We start from the raw sequence: 22,836 nt of genomic DNA on the forward strand, positions 1-22,836 counted from the left end.
ACATGATACGGTTCCTACTCAAACGACCCGTGGCTGTATTTATGGCATCCCTTGCTTTTCTATTGCTAGGGATTGTGGCTGTTTTTAAAATCCCAACCGCATTAATGCCAGATATCCCTATTCCGCAGATTACGGTTCAGGTATCGTATCCAAACAATACTGCCAGAGAATTAGAGACCAATGTGATCCGTCCCCTGCGTAACCAATTATTACAGGTGTCTCGGCTTAAAGATATTTCTAGCGAAACTCGTGATGGCTTTGCAACCATCAACCTTATTTTTGATTATGGCGTCAATACAGATTTTGCATTTATAGAAACCAACGAAAAAGTAGATGCAGCACTTAATTTTTTGCCTAGAGATGTAGAAAGACCTAAAGTCATCAAAGCTGCAGCTTCAGATATTCCTATTGTAAATCTCACTGTTGGTTTAAAAGAAACCTATACAGATGAGCGTTTTTTACAATTAAGCGAATTTACAGAGACGGTGCTTAAAAAACGTGTCGAGCAGCTTCCAGATATTGCCTTGGCAGATATGAGCGGTCAAATAGAAGGCGAACTCGTCATTATTCCCAATAAAGAAGCGATCATATCCCTAAACATCACCAACGACTTAATCACCAATACGATTCGTCAAAATAATTTTGAATTAGGAAATCTCATTGTTCAAAATGGGATTTATCAATATAATTTTAAATTCTCAAATCCATTACGTACGCAAAAAGACATAGAAGAGATTTATCTGACGGTAGATGATCGGTTATTCCAATTAAAAGACATCGCAAAAGTCATACTACAACCTAGAAAACAACGGGGGAGTGTATTTTTAAATGGGGAACGTGTGATTGTGTTATCCATTATTAAGCAAGCAGATGCGCAGGTATATGAACTACAGGAAGATTTAGAAGTTCTCACAAAAGCATTGACAGAAGATTACCCAGACTTAGTATTCCATACCAATCAAGACCAAACCAAATTACTCAAATTGTCCATTGATAATTTAAAATCGAGCCTATGGATTGGGAGCAGCTTGGCGATTTTAATCATGTTTTTCTTCTTAAAGGATTTTAAATCTCCTATTATCATTGGATTAAGTATCCCTTTATCACTCATTATAAGCATGTTATTAATGTATATCTTCGGAATATCCATTAATATTATTTCTTTATCAGGCCTTATTTTAGGAGTAGGGATGATGATTGATAATGCGATTATCGTCATAGATAATATTACGCAAAAACTGACTTCAGGGCAATCACTATTTGAAGCGTGTACAAGGGGTACCAATGAAATCATCACTCCGCTGATTAGTTCTGTATTAACGACCTGTTCTGTTTTTGTTCCCTTGCTTTTCTTGAGTGGGATTACAGGCGCTTTATTTTATGACCAAGCCCTAGCGGTGAGTATTGGATTGGTTTCCTCTTTATTGGTTTCTATTCTTATTATTCCAGTAATTTATTTGCAGTTACATGCAAAAAAATATAAGATTGAAAACTGGTTTCACAATCGCTCAAAAACAGCAAAACTAGAGACATTATATGAGAGAGGCTATTATTTCTTTTTTAAGAAAAAGTGGATTGTCTACGGCTTAGCGCTTATTGGAACTGGTCTCGCTATTTTGTTTCTTAACATACTTCCATACACGCAACTTCCTAATTTAAATCAAAAAGAAACCATTTTAACGGTCGATTGGAATGATAATATCACATTAGAAGAGAATCAACGAAGGATTCAGGAACTTCTCTCCACCCAAGATGCCATTGTAAACCATTATACTTTATTGGGAGAGCAACAATTTGTATTGCAACGAGAGCAAACCAAAGGGTTTTCAGAAGCCGATATTTATTTAGAAGCGGCTTCTTCATCAGGCTTGATTGCTATTCAGAATACTATTACAAAAGAGATGCAGTCTGAGTACGCTTTCGCGAAAGCGTATTTCTCCTCTCCAAAAACTATTTTTGAATATATTTTCGGATCCGATAAAGCACCACTCAAAGCGCATGTCTATGCTAAAAATGGCCTAGAGGTTCCATCTGTGCAAGAACTCCCAGCTATTGATCAATTATTTGAAGGAAAAACGCGTAGTAACATCCCTTTGAAGGAAACCACCATTATTCAAATACTCTTTGAAAATATATCGCTTTATGGAGTCCAGTATCAAGATCTTATTGATGAACTAAAAACGGCACTCGGAGAAAATACGATTGATGATTTAAAAACAGCTCAAAAATTCATTCCTATTAAGCTTAGTTATAACGCTGTTGATTTGGAGAAAACACTCGCATCATTGTTCATAGAAAATGAGAATCAAGAATCCATTCCTGTAAAAAACTTAATTAAAATACAGAATATTGCACAGTATAAAAATATTCAAGCCGATAGAAGTGGAGAATTTTTGCCCTATAGCCTATCCACTCAAAATGCGATAGCTGATGAGGTTGATTTACTTAATAATCAATTTAGAGAGAGTCCCTATAATGTACGCTTTTCAGGGAGTTGGTTTGATATACAAACGCTCAATAAAGAACTTCTTGTTGTGATTCTAGTGGCGGTGCTATTGCTTTACTTTATCATGGCGGCTCAGTTTGAATCCTTATGGCAACCGTTAATTATTCTTTTAGAAATTCCTATCGATATTGGAGGAGCATTACTCATGCTATGGCTGTTTGGAGGGACTATTAACATTATGGCGGCGATTGGTATTGTAGTGATGAGTGGTATTATTATCAATGATAGTATCTTAAAATTACACACGATTAATCTTTTGAGAAAAGAAGGGTACGCGGTACAAGATGCCATAAAAAGAGGCGGAACGATGCGATTGAAACCTATTTTGATGACCTCATTAACGACCATACTGGCATTACTGCCCTTTTTATTTACAAATAGCTTAGGTAGTATATTACAGCGTCCATTGGCATTAACTGTGATAGGAGGAATGCTCATAGGTACTTTTGTAAGTCTCTATTTTATACCATTATTATACTCCTTTTTGACAAAGGTATTTGATCGTTGAGAAGCTACTAAATAAATAAAGTTAACAGGCTATCGCTAATAATTTGAAGCTTAACTTAAAACACTATTAATTAAAACTAAGAGTATATTATTTTAATATTTCTTCAGAAATTAATTTAAGACTGTTTTCAATCGTATAGGCGTCTATTGTAAAAATTTCTTCCTTGTTAGATTTTAGTTTATAGATAGGTTTACCTTCGACAAGGTCTTGGCAGTTGAAATAAGAAATATCGTTTACTTTACGAACTTTTGATGAGTTATATAATTTTTCAGAAATTGATAATCGTAAGTCTCTATCAGAAATATACCCAGTAATAATTATGGTAATTTTTTTATTTTCTAAATTCTTTTCAGCAAACCATAATGATTCAGAAATACAATATTGACAGCCTTTAACTGGAATTATTAGAGTAGTTTTATTAGATATATCTAATTTACTTAGGCATTCAGGAGAAGATTTATTGGCGCAATTAACTAAAAATAAGTTAATTATGAGTAAAAGTAAAACGTCTAAATTGAATTTCATCTTCATTTTTATTATTTTTCGGAATTAACTTTATGTATAATCCATCTTTAGAGATGAAAATCATAGAAGTTGAATAACTTTCTTGATCATTTCCATGTAATGCATATTCTGCAATCAGTTCAAATTGATCATTAATAACTCTTAAATACTGATTTTGAGCTGTACCTTTTCCTCCATTAATGATTTTTTTAATAGATTCTTTATCATATGCTTTTCTTGCGATTTGGTAATACACGTTTCTATAGAGATCATAATGAATAGAATAGAACTCGTCAGTGCCTAATTTGTTCTGTGTTATTAGAGATTCATCCGTTGTAATGTTGTTTAATGGTTTAATATTATCAATAAATTCATTTTGAGGAATACCAACTAACGTTAACTTGTTATTTTCTGGCGTCATTTCGTATATATTTTCTGATATAGGATAATTTGTAATGAACTCGTTTTTCTTATTTTTTGTTATTGACGGGACGCTTTTGTACTTGCTCCAATAGCCATTGTTTTTATAAATATCTGGGTACCCTAGTAAATATTTGAATTGTTTTTTATCTAGATCATATTCCATTAATAATCCATTATTAGTATAATTATATTTGTAAGGGTCTTTATAAGGTAATGATGGGATATATAATAAATCACCAATTTTAGTTATAGGTGATTTAGTATGTACCCATGATATTCCCGATTCAGTATCTGCTCTACCTTCTTCTCCTATAAGATTATAACTATTGATTACCTCGGCGTTTTCATTGGTTAAAAACATTTTATGCCCTAATCTATTTGTAATGAATATTGAATCTTTATTATGATAATAAAAACCAAACAATTTGCCTATTCCATTAGGTCCCTCTAAATTATATGTAATTTTTTTATGTAATTTTTTGTTGTTAAGGTCATATATATAAAGTGTATGATCATTTCTAAAATGTGTGATAGCAATAAAGTCATTACCTTCATTCTGTATTACTTGAATATTTCTCCAATATTCAAACATATCCATGTCAAGTGGAAGTTTTAGAACATCTTCTTTTAGAATTTTGAAGGGTAATCTTTCTTTTGTTTTAGAACATGAGAAGGTGCTTACAATAAGTAAAATCCAAATTATTTTCTTCATTTATAATTAAATATTTAATAAAAAACATAAGCGTCTTATTGAAAAATAAGACGCTTATAAAACTTTAAATCAGTAATATTACTTATCACCACCAATAACTACTTCTGGAAGACCAATACAGCGATCACCATCTAAGGCGCAACCCCAGTCAACAAGAACTCCGTCCTCATGAAGAAACCAAACACCCATATTACCTCCATCAACAGGAGGAGGCATTTGTGCTGTGGCATCAAAAGTATTTATGAAGGTTAGGCAAACTAGAAATAATAACAATAAAGAAAATAATTTTTTCATGAAATTTTGTATTAGGTTTAAATATAATAAAGAATCTCTAAAGCAAGATACTAATTAAGAATTAATCTTTTGTAACTACTTGATTAAATTTATTGTAGATTATTTTAAGAACTATTTTCATAATAAAAATACTTTATATAGGAATAATTTATGTGGTTTCTCTAAAATAGCGTAGCGTTCTATTTTAGAGTAGTATTCTATTTTTGGTTTCTTTTCTCTTCCTTCCGCCTATACCTCGTGACTCGATATAGTCATCTTCTACTTCTTCAGACTCAGTGGAGGCCTGCTCAGGGAAGGAGCTTTTTGTTTTGGTTTCACAAGGGGTTTTAGGGTTTTAATTTTCTCTCCCTTCCGTCTATATCTCGTACCTCGATATATCCACCTTCTACTTCGTCAGGCTCAGCACAGGCCTGTTGAGGGAAGGAGCTATTTTGTCGTTTTATACGCTCCTACCTGTTTGTGAGGCAAGTGCTAGAAAGGAAAATAACAGTTTCCCCTTTAGAAAGAGGGGATTAAAGAGTGTGTTATTGTAGTAACATTTGGAAATAGCAACGAAGAACTCCCTTCCGTCTCTATTTCGTACCTCAATAGATCCACCTTCCCTCAGCGAGGGAAGGAGCTGTAATTTAGGATTTGTTCATCATTTTAGTAAATGATAGGAGTTCCCCCTTTGGGGGTTAGGGGGCTTTGCTTTTATCTAATTGGAGGATACATCTCGGGATCTACCTCGTGCATCATCTCATATACTTTTTCAAAAATATCTTCAGCTGATGGTTTTGAGAAATAATCACCATCGGTTCCGTAGGCTGGTCTGTGTGCTTTTGCAGTAAGGGTTTGTGGTTTGCTATCTAAGTATTTGTACGCATTTTGATCGTCAAGAATCTGTTGTAGTAAATAGGCACTAGCGCCTCCTGGCATGTCTTCGTCTACAACAAGAATACGATTGGTTTTTTGAACACTTTTCATCGTATCATGTTGGATATCAAAAGGTAATAAAGACTGTGCATCGATCACTTCAGCATTAATGTCAACAGATAGTAATTGTTGCGCTACTTCTTGAACAATACGTAACGTACTCCCATACGAAAGGATAGTAATGTCAGATCCTTCTTTTACCGTTTCCACCACACCGATAGGCGTACGAATCTCGCTTAAATTGGCTGGCATTTGTTCTTTAAGTCGGTATCCATTCAGGCATTCTACAATAAGTGCTGGTTCGTCACTTTCTAATAAAGTATTGTAAAAACCAGCCGCTTTGGTCATGTTACGAGGGGTTAACACATACATCCCTCTTAATAGATGGATCGCAGCTGCCATTTGTGATCCACTGTGCCAAATCCCTTCGAGTCTGTGTCCTCTGGTACGGATGATAAGTGGTGCTTTTTGTCGCCCATGCGTACGATAACGTAGGGTAGCTAAATCATCACTCATGATTTGGATGGCGTACAATACATAATCTAAATATTGTATTTCGGCAATAGGGCGTAAGCCTCTCATTGCCATTCCAATTCCTTGTCCTATGATAGTGGCTTCGCGTATGCCAGTATCTGCGACACGGAGTTCGCCGTATTTTTCTTGAAGTCCTTCCAGTCCTTGGTTTACATCGCCAATCGTTCCTGCATCTTCTCCAAAAACCAAGGTATTAGGGTGTGATTCAAATATTTGATCAAAATTTTCGCGTAATATCACACGTCCGTCTACAAGCGAACTATCATCTGAGTAGGTGGGTGCCACCTCTGTAATTTGAGTAGCATTGCTTGCTGTGTCATTGTATAAATGCCCACTATAATCGGGTTGTGTTTTTTGGATATAGGAAGTAACCCAATCTTGAAGCATTTCTTTAGCTTCAGCTGTTTCTCCAACAACGTATTGTAAGGCTCTGCGTGCAACACGCAAGAGATCACTTTTAAGAGGTTCTTTGTTTTCTGCTAGCTCTTTATATAGCGGCTGTATAAAACTGCCGTTAGAAGATCCTTGAATAAGGTCTTTTAGGATGGCGAGTACTTTTTGTTGTTCGGTTTGTGTAGGATAAGAGAAAGCATTCCATGAGGCTTTCTTACCGTCTCTTACGTCCTTTTTAATCCCTTTTTCTAAAAGATCTAGCTCTTCTTCTGTAGCAAGATTTTGACTGATGATCCATTCTTTAAATTTTAGATTACAGTCATGGGCTCTTTCCCATGCAAGACGTTCCTCATTTTTATAACGTTCATGTGATCCAGAGGTAGAGTGTCCTTGCGGTTGTGTTAACTCTAAAACGTGTACAAGTACAGGAACATGTTCTTCACGTGCTATTTTTCCGGCACGTTCATACGCTTCGATTAGGGCGGGGTAATCCCAGCCGTTGACACGTATAATTTCATATCCTGCGGCATCTTCTGTGCGTTGGAAACCGCTAAGGATTTCTGATATATTTTCTTTGGTGGTTTGGTGTTTTGCGTGTACTGAGATTCCGTACTCATCATCCCACACACTAATGACCATAGGGACTTGTAATACGCCTGCAGCATTAATAGTTTCAAAAAAGAGACCTTCACTCGTACTCGCATTTCCAATTGTTCCCCATGCAACTTCATTTCCATTTTCGGAGAAGTTTTCTTTTTGGGTGGTCTTTACGTGGCGGTATATTTTTGATGCTTGTGCAAGCCCTAGTAATCTAGGCATTTGCCCCGCTGTCGGGGAGATGTCTGCACTTGAATTTTTCTGTTTAAGTAAATTATTCCAATTGCCATCTGCATCTAAGCTATGCGTGGCAAAATGACCTCCCATTTGCTTTCCAGCACTCATAGGATCAAAGTTGATATCTGTGTGTGCATAGAGTCCTGCAAAAAACTGCTCTATGGTCAGATGGTCTATAGCCATCATAAAGGTTTGGTCTCTGTAGTATCCAGATCTAAAGTCTCCATTTTTAAAAGCACGAGCCCACGCTAATTGTGGGAGTTCTTTACCATCTCCAAAAATGCCAAATTTCGCTTTACCAGTGAGGACCTCACGTCTTCCTAATAGACTACACTCTCGACTCGTTACCGCTATTTTATAATCTTCAAGTACAGATGCTTTAAAATCTTCAAAAGATAGCTTTGTCATTTGAGTCTTAGTTGTCGCCATAGGATGTCTTATTTAAAGTGGTGCGAAATTACAAAAAACAACCCTCAAAAGCAAGAGTGAAACACGTTAACAAATTCAATAAAATTCAAAATAAATGCGTTTTTTTAGAGAATAGTTTAATAAAATACAAATATTTAGGTTTCTGTTAAGAAATTGATAAATAGAAAAGGGGGTGTGTACGCTTTCGCGAAAGCGGACGTAGGCAGATGCTCTAAGGGTGTTATACTATACTATACCTGTCGTATTCCTGTACATTAAATAAGTAGATGGTATTAATACCATCTTCGTTGGAAAAGGCGTATCAGCGTATCGATGTCTAAAGAAACGATAAAACGTATTTTTTGATCGTAATTAGGTTGTGCAATCTCCCAACCGAGATTAGAATATACGGGCAGGAATATTTCAAAAAAATCATCTAGAAGACTTACTTGAACTCCTGCATCATATACAGGTACAAGATCTTTAAATCTATTTTTAACAAGACCTACATCCCCGTAGGCATAAATATATTTCCAGATCGTTGTGCTTGCATTGATCGTAGTGATCCACTCATTTGCAAAACCAGGCTCTAGATTGGATTTAAATCCTCCCTCGGCAAAAATAAACTGCTGACTAAAGATTCCGCTATCTTCCGATCGTCCATAGTAATTGAAGTCAAAGAGATAATCGGTAGGTCTGTCTAACGCAAAACTAAAGAAGTCACCGCTATCTCGCGTTTTATTTTTCAGGAATGCACCTGCATAAAATCGTAAGTTTAACTGGCGATTACTTAGATATAAATGTCTATAAAAGTAGGTAGCAGAGAGTTTACTAAAATTTCTGGCAATTTGTAAATCTAGATTATAACTTACGGTATTGATGATGGCACGATCAAAATGTGAAAAACGGAGATTAAACACTGAGTAATCTGGATCTTGTGACTCTTGCCTGAAGTCTTCATCTCTTTGTACGCGTACAAATCGAGTCGATAAATTAGATCCTCTGTTTTGTCGAAAATCTTTTGGTTTAAAACTAAAATTTAAGAAAGGGATAAACCGTTCAAAGAATAAATCAGGTCCAAAAGAGGATCTGTTTCCAGAAAGTCCGTAGCGGACGCTAAAAAGGTTACTATCTTCTAAGAAATGCGTATAGGATAGGGATGCTTTTCCTATAAGAGCTTTGGAGCGAAGTCCGTATTGTGGTTCCAGTTTGAACCTAAAATTCTTACGTAATATGGTATTATTATAGAGTTTAAGCCCTGGGCTGACCCCGTCATAAATATTAAACTCTACAGTTGGGATAATAAAGGCTTGATTTTTTGAAGGATTTTCAAAGTCTTGTAAAAATTTAAATTGAATAGGTTTATTGATTCCTAAAAACCCATTGGGTTTGTGATAGCTATCCCTAAGGTTGTATTCTGGAATGATTTCATCGTAATTTAAAACAACTTTATCGACACTATCTGCAGGAAGTGTTACCGTTTTTGTATTTTTTATATTTTCAACCCATGTTTTTGAAACGACTTCCCCATCTTTTAAGCCGTATACAGAAATAGGGGCTGGGTTGTCTCTTTTGTTTTTAATGGTGACAATAAGGGAGTCTCCTTCTCTTTTTGAGTTTTTTATTTTAAAATCGAGTTTACGTCTTGTCGTCACATATTCATTAAAAAACCAGTCTACATCTTTTTCTGTGTTTTTGCGAATGAGTTCTTCAAAATTTTTAGAGCTTACTCCTTGTTGTAGGTTATAGTTTGCATAAAACTCTTTAATCGTATTTTCTACAACATCATCTCCTAAAAAGTCACCGAGATACGTAAGTCCGGCGCCACTTTTATAGGCATTGGCAATTTGGACATTGTATTTTATAAGGGAGTCATATGGTTTTGATAACGGCTGATCTAGATTCAGTCGCGCAATATTCATATACATCAGGTTATACTGATCATTAAACTCTAACTTAGAAAGATAGAATTGGCGCACTAACCAGTATTTGTCTAAGCTTCCTACAATCTTTAAATTAGGGTAAAAAGTATCGATGTATCGTTGCATCAGATGGATTTTAATGCCATCGATGATCCATCGATCCATTCTGGGATTTACAAGTAATGTATTATCTACGTATTTATTAATGATCGTTTTTACAAGTTTGATCTCGTATTGAAAACCATCAGGGAAGGGGCGTATAAAATTGGGTAATTGATTAAGTCCATATACCTGATTTTCTTTATAGTCTATTTGAGTAACAAGAAGTGTTTCGTGAGGGTATTCTCCCAGATTTTTTTTCATAAATCCTGCGATACGGTCTATAATAAGAGCTCTGATGGGATCACCTATCTGCCGATCATCAATATCTGAGTGAAGGGTTAAAAAGTCTGTTTCTATTTTTTCAAATTCTGAATTTTGAGTTAGATATACCCTAGGATTAATACGATCTTTGCCGTTGAGGATGGCTATTTTCTCTTTGGTATTGTAGGAAGTGTTCTCTATACGTGTTTCAAAATCGGAGATGATCTCATATTCTTTTGGAAACGAAAATGTGATTTGTATATCGCTATTTGGGTAATAACGATCTACTAAGTTTTTATTACTGTAATATTGCCAATCGCCATCATATATAGCGGGTGTGATATACCAATATCTGAGATTGTAGTCTTTGTTTTTTGTGACCCCATAATTTGTAAACCGAGCGTATGGAAGTTTTACTTTGTAGACTAGTTTGAGACTATAAGATGCTTTTGGAAGTAGTGCTTCTTTAAGCGGTATCTCTATAATATCTTGTGCTTTTTCGAGTCTTTTGTATTGTAAATAACTTTTACCATCGTAGACAGATTTGATCGTGGTAAACCCTCTCTCTTCGTCTTTAGCTAAATGGAATTTTTTCTCAAAATCTTCTGCAAATCTAACGGCAAGGGCTGTTTCTTTAGAGGAAAAGCTATGTGCCCAATCATTGAGATATATAGTGTTTAAGGTATCTTGAGTTGTATTTTGATAGGTAATGGTTTGCGTAATTTCAATAGTGTCATCATCGGGGAGTAAACGTGCATTTACCCCAATGGTATTTTGAGCTATAACAGGTGTGTATAGCCAACAGATCACTAAAAATACGATTTGATTTATTTTCAATATATACTCAAAGAATTATAAGATTCATATTCATAACGCTTAATGTTCGTTTTTATTAAAACTTCTTTAGGCGTAGTCCTTAAAAGGTGCTAATTAACAAACTTCTTTTGACATAAGATACCTCTAACAGAAGATTGTAGTATCTCATTTTTTTTGGAGTGCCTTTGTTTTAGAAATTTGGACTTAATTCATATTTTTCATAGAAATTATTTAGGACCTCAATGACTTCATCTGGCGTATCTACGAGGTGAATTAGATCAATATCTTTTGCGCTGATATTTCCAAATTTTCCTAGTAAGGTCGTTTTTACCCAGTCCAACAGGCCACTCCAGAAATCTGTCCCTACTAGGATGATTGGGAATTTCTGAATTTTGTGTGTTTGGATAAGGGTGATCGCTTCAAAAAGCTCATCTAAGGTTCCAAAACCTCCAGGCATCACAACAAACCCTTGTGAGTATTTTACAAACATCACTTTACGAACAAAGAAGTAATCAAAATCAAGACTCTTATCACTATCTATATATGGATTGTCATGTTGTTCAAAAGGAAGGTCTATATTCAATCCTACAGAAGTTCCACCAGCAAGATGCGCTCCTTTATTTCCTGCTTCCATAATCCCTGGACCCCCTCCTGTAATAACCCCATAACCATTTTCAGCAATTTTTTGGGAGACATCTACAGCGAGTTGATAATAGGGATCGTTCGTTTTAGTGCGTGCGCTTCCAAATACAGACACACAAGGTCCTATTTGGCTCATTTTTTCAAATCCGCTTACAAATTCTCCTATAATTTTAAATATTGCCCAAGAATCATTTGTCTTTATTTCATTCCATCCTTTGGTTCTTGTCTCACCGTGTATTGCCATTGTTTTATTATTTTACGTCTGACTTTTTACGTATATTAAAAAAGTCTAATTCTACTATGTTAATTTCTTGATTTTATAATTTTTATGTTTTCGTATTTCGACTACGCTCCATATAAACTTCTACGTCATTACATTCCTTGAAAGCGATTAAAAAGTAAATATCAGTTAATTATATGTAATATCATAAATCCTTGTCACCTTATACCGTGACTTCAGGATTCATTTCTTTTTTTAAAAATTGTGCAGTATAGCTCTTTTTATTTTTAATTAGCTGTTCTGGGGTTCCTTTAGCGACAACTTCGCCACCGCCTTTTCCTCCTTCATAGCCAATATCTATGATGTAGTCAGCTATTTTGACCACATCTAGGTTGTGTTCAATAATCAGAATCGTATTGCCTTTATCTACCAACTTATTTAAGACCTCCATTAAGACACGGATATCCTCAAAATGCAACCCAGTTGTAGGTTCATCTAGAATATAAAACGTATTTCCTGTGTCACGTTTGCTTAACTCCGTGGCTAATTTAATGCGTTGTGCCTCCCCTCCAGATAGGGTAGTCGATTGTTGCCCTAGTGTAATGTATCCTAGTCCTACATCTTTGATGGTTTTGAGTTTTCTATAGATTTTTGGGATTGGTTCAAAAAAGTCTGTGGCTTCACGAATGGTCATTTCTAATACATCTGCAATCGATTTTCCTTTGTACCGTATTTCTAGGGTTTCTCGATTAAAACGTTTCCCTTGGCAGGTCTCACAGGCTACATATACATCTGGAAGGAAGTTCATTTCGATAATTCTCAAGCCTCCCCCTTTACAAGTTTCGCAACGTCCGCCTGTCACATTAAAGCTAAAACGACCTGGTTTATACCCTCGGATAAGCGCTTCAGGTGTTTTAGCAAAAAGAGATCTGATTTCGCTAAAAGCGCCTGTATATGTAGCGGGATTAGAACGCGGAGTTCTTCCTATGGGAGATTGATTAATATCGATTACTTTATCACAATGCTCTAGTCCTTTGATGCTTTTGTAAGGCATTGGTTTTTTGACACCATTAAAATAATGAGCATTCATAATAGGGTAGAGGGTCTCATTAATGAGGGTCGATTTTCCACTTCCTGATACACCTGTGACAGCAATCATCTTTCCTAAAGGGATAGAAATATTGACATTCTTTAGGTTATTCCCAGTGGCCCCTTTAAGCTCTATGGTTTTACCATTACCTGCTCTTCGTTTTTCAGGAACGGGAATTTCTTTTTCTCCGTTGAGATATTGAGCAGTGAGGGTGTGATGCGTTAATAGTTCTTCTGGGGTTCCTTCGCTTATAATCTCGCCTCCGTATTTTCCTGCTCTTGGACCAATATCAATCACGTGATCTGCACGTTCTATCATGTCTTTATCATGCTCTACTACAATAACAGAGTTGCCAATATCTCTAAGCGAAATTAAGGAGTTGATTAGTTTTTGATTATCTCGCTGATGTAATCCGATACTAGGTTCATCAAGAATATAGAGTACACCGACCAGTTGTGATCCTATCTGAGTAGCAAGACGAATACGTTGTGCTTCTCCTCCGGATAAGGATTTAGAATTACGGTGTAATGATAAGTATGTAAGTCCCACATCTACCAAAAATTGAATTCTGGTTTTGATTTCTTTCACAACTTCAGAAGCGATTTTGACTTGCTTTTCAGAAAGGTTAGCTTCTAATGTTGAAAACCATTCTTGCAATTCTAAAATGTCCATTTGTGCAAGGTCCGCAATACTTTGGTTTTCTACTTTAAAAAATAAGGATTCTTTGCGGAGTCTAGAGCCTTCACATTCCGGGCATAAAATCTTGTCCATATATCCTTTTGCCCAACGCTTTAAGGAGGTAGATTCACTAGAATTAAAGGTGTTTTCTATAAAATTGGCAACGCCTTCAAAATCTATTTTAAAGTCACGGGTAACACCTAATTCTTTCGATTGAATCGAGAATTTTTCTTTACCTCCATAAAAGATAAAGTCCATCGCTTCTTGCGGGATTTTCTCTATAGGATCTGTGAGTTTAAAATCAAATCGATCAGCTATAAGCTGGAGTTGTTTAAAGATCCAATTGTTTTTGTGAGGTCCATGGGGTTCTAACCCCCCGTTATTAATAGATTTCTTCTTGTCTGGAATGATTTTATCAACGTTTACCTCATACAATTCGCCAATGCCATTACATTTTGGGCAAGCGCCTTTGGGCGAGTTAAAGGAAAAATTATTCGGTTCTGGGTTCGGATACGATATGCCTGTAGACGGACACATTAAATTTCGGCTGAAATAGCGAACTTCGTCAGTGTCTTGGTCTAATACCATAAGTACATCATCGCCGTGGTACATAGCTGTGTTGATGCTTTCGCGCAAGCGTTTATCATCATCTGCATTAGATTGAATCACCAATCGGTCAATAACGATCTCTATATCATGTGTTTTATAGCGATCGATTTTCATCCCTTTTACAATATCTCTGACCTCTCCATCTACGCGGACTTTAACAAAGCCTTGTTTTGCGATTTGCTCAAAGAGTTCTCTATAATGTCCTTTGCGAGAACGTACAATAGGCGCGAGGATATTGATGCGTTTTTCTTGAAAACTTTGAGTGATCAAGTCTTTTATCTGGTCATCTGTATAGCTAACCATTTTTTCGCCTGTATTGTAGCTATAGGCGTCACTTGCTCTGGCAAAGAGAAGGCGTAAAAAGTCATAGATTTCGGTAATAGTTCCTACCGTTGATCGCGGACTTTTACTAGTCGTTTTTTGCTCAATGGCAATGACTGGGGATAGTCCTTGAATTTTATCAACGTCTGGGCGTTCTAAGCCTCCTAAAAATTGTCGTGCATAGGCAGAGAAGGTCTCGATATAACGTCGTTGCCCTTCGGCATAGATGGTGTCAAAAGCAAGTGAACTTTTACCACTTCCTGAGAGTCCTGTAATGACTACAAGTTTTTCTCTTGGAATAATGACATCTATATCTTTAAGATTATGCTCTCTAGCTCCGTAAACTTCAATACTGTCTTCTGTTTGTGCCATAAAATTACCAAAAGTTGCAAAGTTACTTATTTGACAGCAGATTAGAAAGGACGATACGTTTATGTATTGTTAATCTTATAGGTTTTTGTAGAGTGTAAAAATTTATCGTCCTGTATTAATTTCTTTTAAGACAAATGGGTAGATAGAGAGTGTCATAAATAATAAAATACTAGATACAAATCCTATGGATAGAAAGCTATAGAATACGGGAAGTTGGAAGAGTAAGCTTCCTATAGGCAGAAAAACACCCATTAAGGTTAGTAGGGCAAGGAGTACAAAAGCGAAATTAATAATCTTAGGAATGCGTTGTTGTGATTGCATGGTAATACTAAATAACCTAGGGATGATTTCCTCAGACATTTGTTCTCCTAATTTTGAGAGTAATTCTTCACTAAACCCCATGTCTTGATATCGATGGGTATCTAGTTGTACAGCATAACTTAGTATTTTTTCTTGATGACGTTCATAGATGCGGTTTACGTCTAACTCATCTTTGTACGAAGTGTATTTGTACCCAAAATAATACCAAATACCAGATCCACACTTATGTTCTATCCATTTTTTGAGGATCCGGGGTGAATAGGATCGGGGATTGGAAAAGGAGTCCACTTTACTATCGGACGGATCGTTTAGCAATAGTGATTTTGATTCTAAGTATAGACTTTCTGAATCACCGTATCGATTGTTTTCTTCAATATATTCTAAAGCGAGTTTGGACCTCCCTTTGTAAAATTCTTTCATTGTGAAGTAATTCAGTCCGCCAAACTCTTTGTCAATATAGTCTTTAAGTCCTGTTTTCCATACTTCTGAGCGAACTAAAATATCTACAATATTCCTGAAATGATGCATTTTTTGGGTTAATGCATTTAATTCAGTGCTTAACGTGTTGCTACTGAATCGGATTTGATTGGTTTTGTTAAGGATAAATACAAACAGTACAATTACAAGAAGAATGCTTGTGATGCAAATAATTAGTAAAACAGTGTCTATTTTATCTCTAGATAGTGTTTCTTGAGGCACCCAATACTGAAGTCCGTATACAATGAGTATACATCCCAAAGTGCTTACAAAAGCGGGGATATAAGGCACAACGTATTTGATAAAACCTCTTAATTTCATCTAGGTAATTTATTGCCAATAAGTTGGGCCTTTTTTCTAAACATTAGAAAGAAGCCTGTAAATAAACAACTATAATATAGAATCACAAAATAAAACAGCAAGATTTGTAAGAAAAATGATGCTTTTTGATGCGGATTTGGTATAAAATTCTAATAGAATATTTATATGTCTAAATTATTGCTGTAAAAAAGAAATACTGTGGCAGGCCACAATTCCAGCGGTTTCTGTTCGTAATCTGCTGTTACCTAGTGTGATCTCTTTGTAACCTAGTGTTACTGCTTGTTTGATCTCCTCTGGAGAAAAATCTCCTTCGGGTCCTATAAGAATTAAAACGTCTTTTCCGGCGGTTAACTCTTTAGTCAGCGGATGCTTTATACCTTCTTCACAATGGGCAATGCAAGAGAGCGTAGCTTTTGGCTGAGAAGTCATAAAATCTTTAAAGCTGGTGATAGGTTGTAATACTGGAAGGTGTGTTTGTAAGGATTGTTTCATCGCACTTTGTATGATTTTTTTAAAACGTTCCTCTTTTATTTGTTTACGTTCACTGTGATCGCAAACAATAGGGGTGATTTCTGTAATTCCAATTTCGGTAGCTTTTTCTAAAAACCATTCAAAACGATCATTTAGTTTTGTCGGAGCAATAGCTATATGAAGTCTGTAGGGGATAGGCTCTTTAAAGGTAGCACTATGCAATTGAATCGTACATTTATTGGGATTATGATCTATAATCTCTCCTTTGAAAATAAACCCTTTACCATTGGTGATATCAACAGTATCTCCGATTTGTTTGCGTAATACACGAATAATATGTTTGCTCTCTTCTCTAGGAAAGGTGTACTGATCAGAGTCTTCTGAGATGGATGCGCTGTAAAATAATTGCATACTTATATTTTAAGGCGTGATTGTGCGTGAACTCCCGTGTCTTTGTAGGTGTTCTTTTCTTTTAGTTCATGTACGTATTTTAAATAACCTACAATTCCGATCATAGCGGCATTGTCTGTAGTGTATTCAAATTTTGGTAAATAGGTTTTCCAGCCTAGGTTTTTTTCTGCTTGTACAAGTGCGTTTCGAATGCCTTTATTTGCAGAGACACCACCGCCTATCGCAACTTGTGTAATTCCTGTTTGTTTGACTGCTTTTTTTAGCTTATCCATTAAAATACCAACTATCGTATATTGAATAGAGGCACATACATCTGCGATATGTTGCTCAATGAAATCAGGATTTTGCTGAACCTGCTTTTGGATAAAATACATGATTTGTGTTTTTAGTCCGCTAAAACTAAAATTGAGTCCTTCTACTTTGGGTTTGGTAAAAGGAAATGCTTTTGGATTTCCTTCTGCTGCCCATTTATCTACCAAAGGTCCTCCGGGATAGGGGAGTCCTAGTAATTTTGCACTTTTATCAAACGCCTCTCCTACCGCGTCATCTATCGTTTGACCTATCACTGACATTTTAAAATAACTATCTACGCGTACAATCTGTGTGTGACCTCCAGAAATAGTCATCGCTAAAAATGGGAATGTAGGTTTTTCATAGCCTTCTTCATCAATAAAATGAGCTAGTATATGTGCTTGCATATGGTTTACATCTATGAGAGGAATGTCCAAACCAAGCGCTAATGACTTGGCAAATGATGTTCCTACAAGTAGAGAACCTAGCAGTCCAGGTCCGCTTGTAAAAGCTATGGCGCTTAGTTCTTTTTTGTCGATATTTGCTTTGCGTAAAGCAGCTGTTACCACAGGGACTATATTTTGTTGGTGTGCTCTAGAAGCAAGTTCAGGAACAACACCACCATATTGTTGGTGTATTTCTTGCGTAGCCACAACATTAGAGAGTACTTTATCGTTGTGCAGTATAGCTGCCGCCGTGTCATCACAGGAAGATTCAATAGCAAGTAAATAACAATTTGTTGAGTTCATAGTCATAGTAGGCACGCAAGTTGTAAGTAAGGAACAAAGTTAAAACAATAAGCCGTATCAAGAAATTTAAAAAAATAGTGTTACGTACCATAGGATTTCTATTGGTATTCTTTGTGCTTTTGCTATTGATTTTTTCAATTCCAGCGGTACAAACGAAAGTGGCTACTATTGTTACTAATAAAATAAATAAGAAATACGGTACTTCCATACACATAGATAGGGTGGGTCTTAAATGGAATTACGATATCAATATTAAAGGAGTTTATATAGAAGATCATCATCAGGATACCTTAATTTATTCACGTTCCATTGCTACGAGCATTTTAAGTGTAAAAAAAGCGATAGATGGAAACCTTGAATTAGGAAGTATCGATTTAGATGGCACTCAATTTCATCTCAAAATTTATAAAGACGAAGACAGTGATAACATCTCTATTTTCTCTAAGAAGTTTGCCCCTGAAAATCCTGATCCCAATGCACCTCCTTTTACGTTGACTTCTTCTAAAATTACGCTAGAAGATGCGATGTTCAGATATAGCAATGAAAATTTAGACGATCCGTTAGTACTCGATTATACACAATTAGAAACACAGCTAGATGATTTCACACTCGTTGGTGAAGTGGTTGATACGCAGATAGATCACCTTACGTTTACAGCAAAAAGAGGATATGCAATCTCTTCACTTACAGGTGATTTTCATTACGATCCAGATTCGATTACATTGCAACAATTTGTCTTAACCACGGAGTCTTCAGAGATAGAAGGTGATATCGCGTTAGATACGTCGGGAGATAAAATGTCTGATTTTATTAATAAGGTTGCTATTGAGGCCGCTTTCGCGAAAGCGAATATCTCCACAAATGATATTTCTCCATTTTATGATGGCTTTGCTAAGGACAAGATGTTTTCTCTAACAGGAGACGTAACGGGGGTGCTGAATGATTTTAAAGTAACAAATCTTGATGTGTCAGGATTGAATAATTCTCTGATCCAAGGTGATGTAAAGTTTACGAACCTTATAAAGGGTGATCAATTTGAAATAGAGGGGTATTACAGATCTGTAAAAACAACCTATTTTGATTTAAAATCATTATTGCCCGAGGTGCTTTCTACATTACCTCCTCAAATGTCAAAACTCGGCATTATTGAAATGATTGGATCTTCCGTAATTACTAACACTACACTCAACACAGAGGGTGTTGTTACCTCAGGATTGGGGAATGGATATATAGACATGTTATTGACTAATTATCAAAATACAGACTCCGCTACGTATAAGGGAAGTATTGATTTTGATAATTTTAATTTAGGTAAATTCATTAATGACCCAAGGGTAGGAAAAACATCTGTAGATTTTGAGGTTGATGGTAAAGGATTTCTTCAAGAGTTTCTAGACACTAAATTATCTGGTGTTATCTATTACATTAATTATAATAATTATAAATACAAAGACATCACTGTTTTTGGTGATCTTAAAAATCCTGTTTTTAATGGAGAAATCATTATTAATGATGCCAATCTAACGGCGAAGGTGGATGGTCTTATAGATGTTTCAAAAAAAATAAACAGCTATGATTTTGAGGCAGATATCACCTATGCAAATCTTGTTAATCTCAATCTTGTAAAGGACAGTGTCTCTATTCTTAAGGGAAATGTAATTATGGATATGAAAGGTACAGGGATTGAAGATGCTTTTGGAAAACTATCCTTCTTTGATGCGGTATACCAGAATAAAAATGATACGTATTACTTTAAAGATTTTGATATTACCTCTGATTTTGACGAAAAAAATATACGTACAATAGCCATTAACTCTTCAGACATAATAGATGGTACTGTTAGTGGTAATTTTAGATTTAATGAAGTAGTCCCTTTATTTAGAAATGCACTCGGAAGTCTCTACACAAATTATCAGCCAGAGGTATTGACCGAAGATCAATTTATGGATTTTGATTTTACGATTAATAATAAGATTGTAGAAGTCTTTGTTCCAGAAATAGAATTTGAACCAGAAACCATCATTAAAGGAAGTGTTATCTCTAATGATTCTGAATTTAAACTAACCTTCAAATCTCCAAGGATTGAAGCCTTTGGCAATATGGCAGAAGCTATAGAAGTCAAGGTAGATAATAAAAACCCACTATTTAACACCTATATCGCTGCCGATAGTATAGATGCAGGCTTTTATGCCGTTTCAGATTTTAATCTCATTAATGTAACCTTAAAGGATACTTTATTTATGCGATCCGAATTTTCTGGAGGTCCACGTAATGATGACCGCTACGATTTATCATTATATCATACCATTAACGAAGATGGTAATTCTGTGGTTGGATTTAAGAAGTCAAAGGTCGTTTTTAAAAATAATGAGTGGTATATAAATGAAGAGAATAACGAACGTAACCGTATTGTTTTTGATAATAATTTTAAAGATCTTGATATAGAAACTATAGCATTAACGCATCAAGATGAGCGCATTGACCTCAAAGGCGTCTTGAGAGATAGTACTTATAAAGATATTAAAGCACAATTTACAAATGTTGACCTAGCCAAAATTACACCAACTATAGAAAACTTAAGCCTAGCAGGACGTGTAAATGGAAAATTAGATCTCTTACAAAAGGATCGCGCGTATTATCCTAATTCTACAATAGGTATAGATGCGTTTACAATCAATGAATATTTGTTAGGGCAATTTGATCTAACTGTTGAGGGCAATACCTCGCTCTCTACGTATGATATTAAATCAAGATTAGAAAACCAAAAAGGGGCTCCTCTAGTAGCAGAAGGAAATATAACCGTAGGAGAAGGGACTAATGCCACCATAGATCTAGATGTAGGATTGACAAATTTTAATTTAGCTCCTTTTGATGCATTGGGGGAGGGTGTCATTTCAAGAATCCGAGGGTATGTAAATGGAAAAGCAAAAGTAACAGGTAATTATAAAAACCCGGATATCAATGGAGAGCTACAAATCCGAGACGGAGGTCTTAAAATACCTTACTTAAATACAGACTATGATTTTAAAGGCCTTTCTAGTGTTTCCTTAAGTAAGCAAAATTTTATCTTTAATGCTATACAACTTGAAGATGTAAAACATAAAACACTAGGAGAGTTAAATGGCTCAATTTCTCATAACGCTTTTAGTGACTGGAGGCTTGATTTGGGGGTGAGTACAGATAGATTGCTGGTGTTAGATACTAAGGAAGATCTAGAATCCCTCTATTATGGAACCGCATTTATTGCGGGTAACGCAACCTTAAAAGGTCCTGTTGATAATATGGTGATAGATGTGTTTGCAGAAACCGAACCAGGGACCGTCTTTAATGTGCCCATTGATGATACAGAATCTATTGGGGACAGCTCTTATATTCACTTTTTAAGTCCAGAAGAGAAAGAGGCAAGATTAAATGGAGTTGTGTCAGATTTGACAGAAATTAAAGGACTTTCTGTCAATTTTGATCTTGATGTAGATGCAGATGCGCTCATCGAAATCGTGGTTGATAAGGAAAACGGGAGTACCCTAAAAGGAAGAGGTGCGGGAACACTGTTTATACAACTAGACACGAACGGAAAGTTTGATATGTATGGTGACTTTATCGCTTACAGCGGAACTTTTAATTTTAAATACAAAGGGCTTTTTCAAAAAGAGTTCAAATTTAGACCTGACGGAAATATACGTTGGGAAGGAGACCCAGCTGGAGCATTGCTAGATATTAGCGCAGTGTATAGAGCAGAAGCAAATCCTAGTATTCTTTTAGAAAATCCTTCGGTAAACCGTAAAATACCTGTAGACGTGGTTATCAATTTAGAAGGAGAACTTTTAAAGCCAGACATTACATTTGAAATAGAATTTCCAGGAACAGGAAGTAGTGTTGTTTCTGAGCTAGAATACCGTCTTAGTGATAAAAACGCTAGAGAGCTTAATGCTATCTCGCTTGTCTCTCAGGGGGTATTTCTGAGTAATGCCTCTATATCAACTTCGGGAGCTGTAAATAATCTCTTGGAGACTACCTCTTCGGTATTATCAGGGCTCATTTTTAATGATGACGATAGTATTTTTGATGTAAATTTAGATCTTGTACAAGCTGATAACTCACCTAACTTGCAATCTGCGGGGCGTGTAGGAATTACATTGTCTACTCAAATTTCTAATCGAGTTCTTATTAATGGAAAAGTGGGCGTTCCTACGGGAGGGATTAGTGAGAGTGTGATTGTAGGTGATGTAGAGATTGACTTTCTATTGAGTGAAAACGGAGCCTTGAGAGCAAAAGTATTTAACAGACAAACCGATATTCAATTTATTGGGGAGACAGAAGGATATACACAAGGAGCCGGTATTTCTTATGCTGTGGACTTTAATTCTTTTAAAGAACTCCTACGTAAAATCTTCAAAGGGAAATCAAAAGAGGTGCTAGACAGTCTTAAAGAACAACAAGCAACACAGGAAAAGATAGGTCCAGACGGAGTTACTTTTAAAAATTAGCTTATTTCGAGCTTGTTAATTTCACCGCTGTTTTAACCTGCTATTTTGTGATAGTATTAAAATGGCATTTACTTTTATGAATTTTTCTTGAAAAAGTACGCTTTCGCGAAAGCGGAAAAAGCCAATTCCCTCCTTTTTTTAAACAATAGATAGCTTACTTAAAAAAAGTTGTTAAACGAAAACGTTTGAAATTAAGAATACTCATAAATCGATGGTAAATACTTTACGTATGTACCATAAGTTT

The 22,836-nt window shown here is 35.7% G+C and carries 12 protein-coding genes; 2 read left to right on the forward strand and 10 right to left on the reverse strand.

The features are described 5' to 3' along the window. Positions 1 to 2 precede the first annotated feature (2 nt). Positions 3 to 3,014 (forward strand): efflux RND transporter permease subunit, encoded by a 3,012-nt coding sequence (locus ACFO3O_RS11555; RefSeq protein ID WP_379978909.1) that lies wholly within the window; start codon positions 3 to 5, stop codon positions 3,012 to 3,014. Between the two features lie 87 nt (positions 3,015 to 3,101). Here the strand turns inward: ACFO3O_RS11555 and ACFO3O_RS11560 are convergent, their stop codons facing one another. The 10 genes from ACFO3O_RS11560 to tsaD form a co-directional block, all read right to left on the reverse strand. Next, positions 3,102 to 3,539 carry a hypothetical protein gene (locus ACFO3O_RS11560; RefSeq protein WP_379978911.1) on the reverse strand — a complete coding sequence of 146 codons (438 nt, stop codon included), beginning with the start codon at positions 3,537 to 3,539 and terminating at the stop codon, positions 3,102 to 3,104. After that, positions 3,499 to 4,653 carry a DUF4221 family protein gene (locus tag ACFO3O_RS11565; protein ID WP_379978913.1) on the reverse strand — a complete coding sequence of 385 codons (1,155 nt, stop codon included), beginning with the start codon at positions 4,651 to 4,653 and terminating at the stop codon, positions 3,499 to 3,501. Before ACFO3O_RS11565 ends, ACFO3O_RS11560 begins: the two co-directional genes overlap by 41 nt. Positions 4,654 to 4,731: 78 nt before the next feature. Then, positions 4,732 to 4,926, reverse strand: coding sequence for a hypothetical protein (locus ACFO3O_RS11570; RefSeq protein ID WP_379978915.1), 195 nt, complete (start codon positions 4,924 to 4,926; stop codon positions 4,732 to 4,734). 714 nt (positions 4,927 to 5,640) lie between these two features. Next, positions 5,641 to 8,052, reverse strand: coding sequence for an alpha-ketoacid dehydrogenase subunit alpha/beta (locus ACFO3O_RS11575; RefSeq protein WP_379978917.1), 2,412 nt, complete (start codon positions 8,050 to 8,052; stop codon positions 5,641 to 5,643). Positions 8,053 to 8,324: 272 nt separating this feature from the next. After that, positions 8,325 to 11,153, reverse strand: a complete 2,829-nt coding sequence (locus ACFO3O_RS11580) for a gluzincin family metallopeptidase (RefSeq protein ID WP_379978919.1) — start codon at positions 11,151 to 11,153, stop codon at positions 8,325 to 8,327. A gap of 169 nt (positions 11,154 to 11,322) precedes the next feature. Then, complete coding sequence (locus tag ACFO3O_RS11585; RefSeq protein ID WP_379978921.1) at positions 11,323 to 12,018, reverse strand: LOG family protein; 696 nt, start codon at positions 12,016 to 12,018, stop codon at positions 11,323 to 11,325. Positions 12,019 to 12,217: 199 nt separating this feature from the next. Next, complete coding sequence (gene uvrA, locus ACFO3O_RS11590) at positions 12,218 to 15,064, reverse strand: excinuclease ABC subunit UvrA (RefSeq protein ID WP_379978923.1); 2,847 nt, start codon at positions 15,062 to 15,064, stop codon at positions 12,218 to 12,220. A 102-nt stretch (positions 15,065 to 15,166) separates the two neighbouring features. Continuing rightward, positions 15,167 to 16,183, reverse strand: a complete 1,017-nt coding sequence (locus ACFO3O_RS11595; protein ID WP_379978924.1) for a hypothetical protein — start codon at positions 16,181 to 16,183, stop codon at positions 15,167 to 15,169. A gap of 174 nt (positions 16,184 to 16,357) precedes the next feature. Continuing rightward, positions 16,358 to 17,065 carry a 16S rRNA (uracil(1498)-N(3))-methyltransferase gene (locus ACFO3O_RS11600; RefSeq protein ID WP_379978926.1) on the reverse strand — a complete coding sequence of 236 codons (708 nt, stop codon included), beginning with the start codon at positions 17,063 to 17,065 and terminating at the stop codon, positions 16,358 to 16,360. A 2-nt stretch (positions 17,066 to 17,067) separates the two neighbouring features. Then, the gene (gene tsaD, locus ACFO3O_RS11605) at positions 17,068 to 18,105 is read right to left on the reverse strand and encodes a tRNA (adenosine(37)-N6)-threonylcarbamoyltransferase complex transferase subunit TsaD (protein ID WP_379978928.1); all 1,038 of its coding nucleotides are present in this window, start codon (positions 18,103 to 18,105) and stop codon (positions 17,068 to 17,070) included. 77 nt (positions 18,106 to 18,182) lie between these two features. On the opposite strand from tsaD, the gene ACFO3O_RS11610 reads away from it, so the two are divergent. Further along, positions 18,183 to 22,592 (forward strand): translocation/assembly module TamB domain-containing protein, encoded by a 4,410-nt coding sequence (locus ACFO3O_RS11610; protein ID WP_379978930.1) that lies wholly within the window; start codon positions 18,183 to 18,185, stop codon positions 22,590 to 22,592. The last annotated feature ends 244 nt before the right edge of the window (positions 22,593 to 22,836 follow it).

This window comes from Dokdonia ponticola (genome assembly GCF_042653865.1).
GTDB classification, from domain to species: Bacteria; Bacteroidota; Bacteroidia; order Flavobacteriales; family Flavobacteriaceae; genus Dokdonia; species Dokdonia ponticola.

Bases quoted from the DNA above. Each gene is read 5' to 3' on its own strand.
- ACFO3O_RS11565 (WP_379978913.1), bottom strand. From the start codon at position 4,653: ATGAAGAAAATAATTTGGATTTTACTTATTGTAAGCACCTTCTCATGT.
- tsaD (WP_379978928.1), bottom strand. From the start codon at position 18,105: ATGAACTCAACAAATTGTTATTTACTTGCTATTGAATCTTCCTGTGAT.
- ACFO3O_RS11560 (WP_379978911.1), bottom strand. From the start codon at position 3,539: ATGAAATTCAATTTAGACGTTTTACTTTTACTCATAATTAACTTATTT.
- ACFO3O_RS11555 (WP_379978909.1), top strand. From the start codon at position 3: ATGATACGGTTCCTACTCAAACGACCCGTGGCTGTATTTATGGCATCC.
- ACFO3O_RS11600 (WP_379978926.1), bottom strand. From the start codon at position 17,065: ATGCAATTATTTTACAGCGCATCCATCTCAGAAGACTCTGATCAGTAC.
- ACFO3O_RS11575 (WP_379978917.1), bottom strand. From the start codon at position 8,052: ATGGCGACAACTAAGACTCAAATGACAAAGCTATCTTTTGAAGATTTT.
- ACFO3O_RS11595 (WP_379978924.1), bottom strand. From the start codon at position 16,183: ATGAAATTAAGAGGTTTTATCAAATACGTTGTGCCTTATATCCCCGCT.
- uvrA (WP_379978923.1), bottom strand. From the start codon at position 15,064: ATGGCACAAACAGAAGACAGTATTGAAGTTTACGGAGCTAGAGAGCAT.
- ACFO3O_RS11585 (WP_379978921.1), bottom strand. From the start codon at position 12,018: ATGGCAATACACGGTGAGACAAGAACCAAAGGATGGAATGAAATAAAG.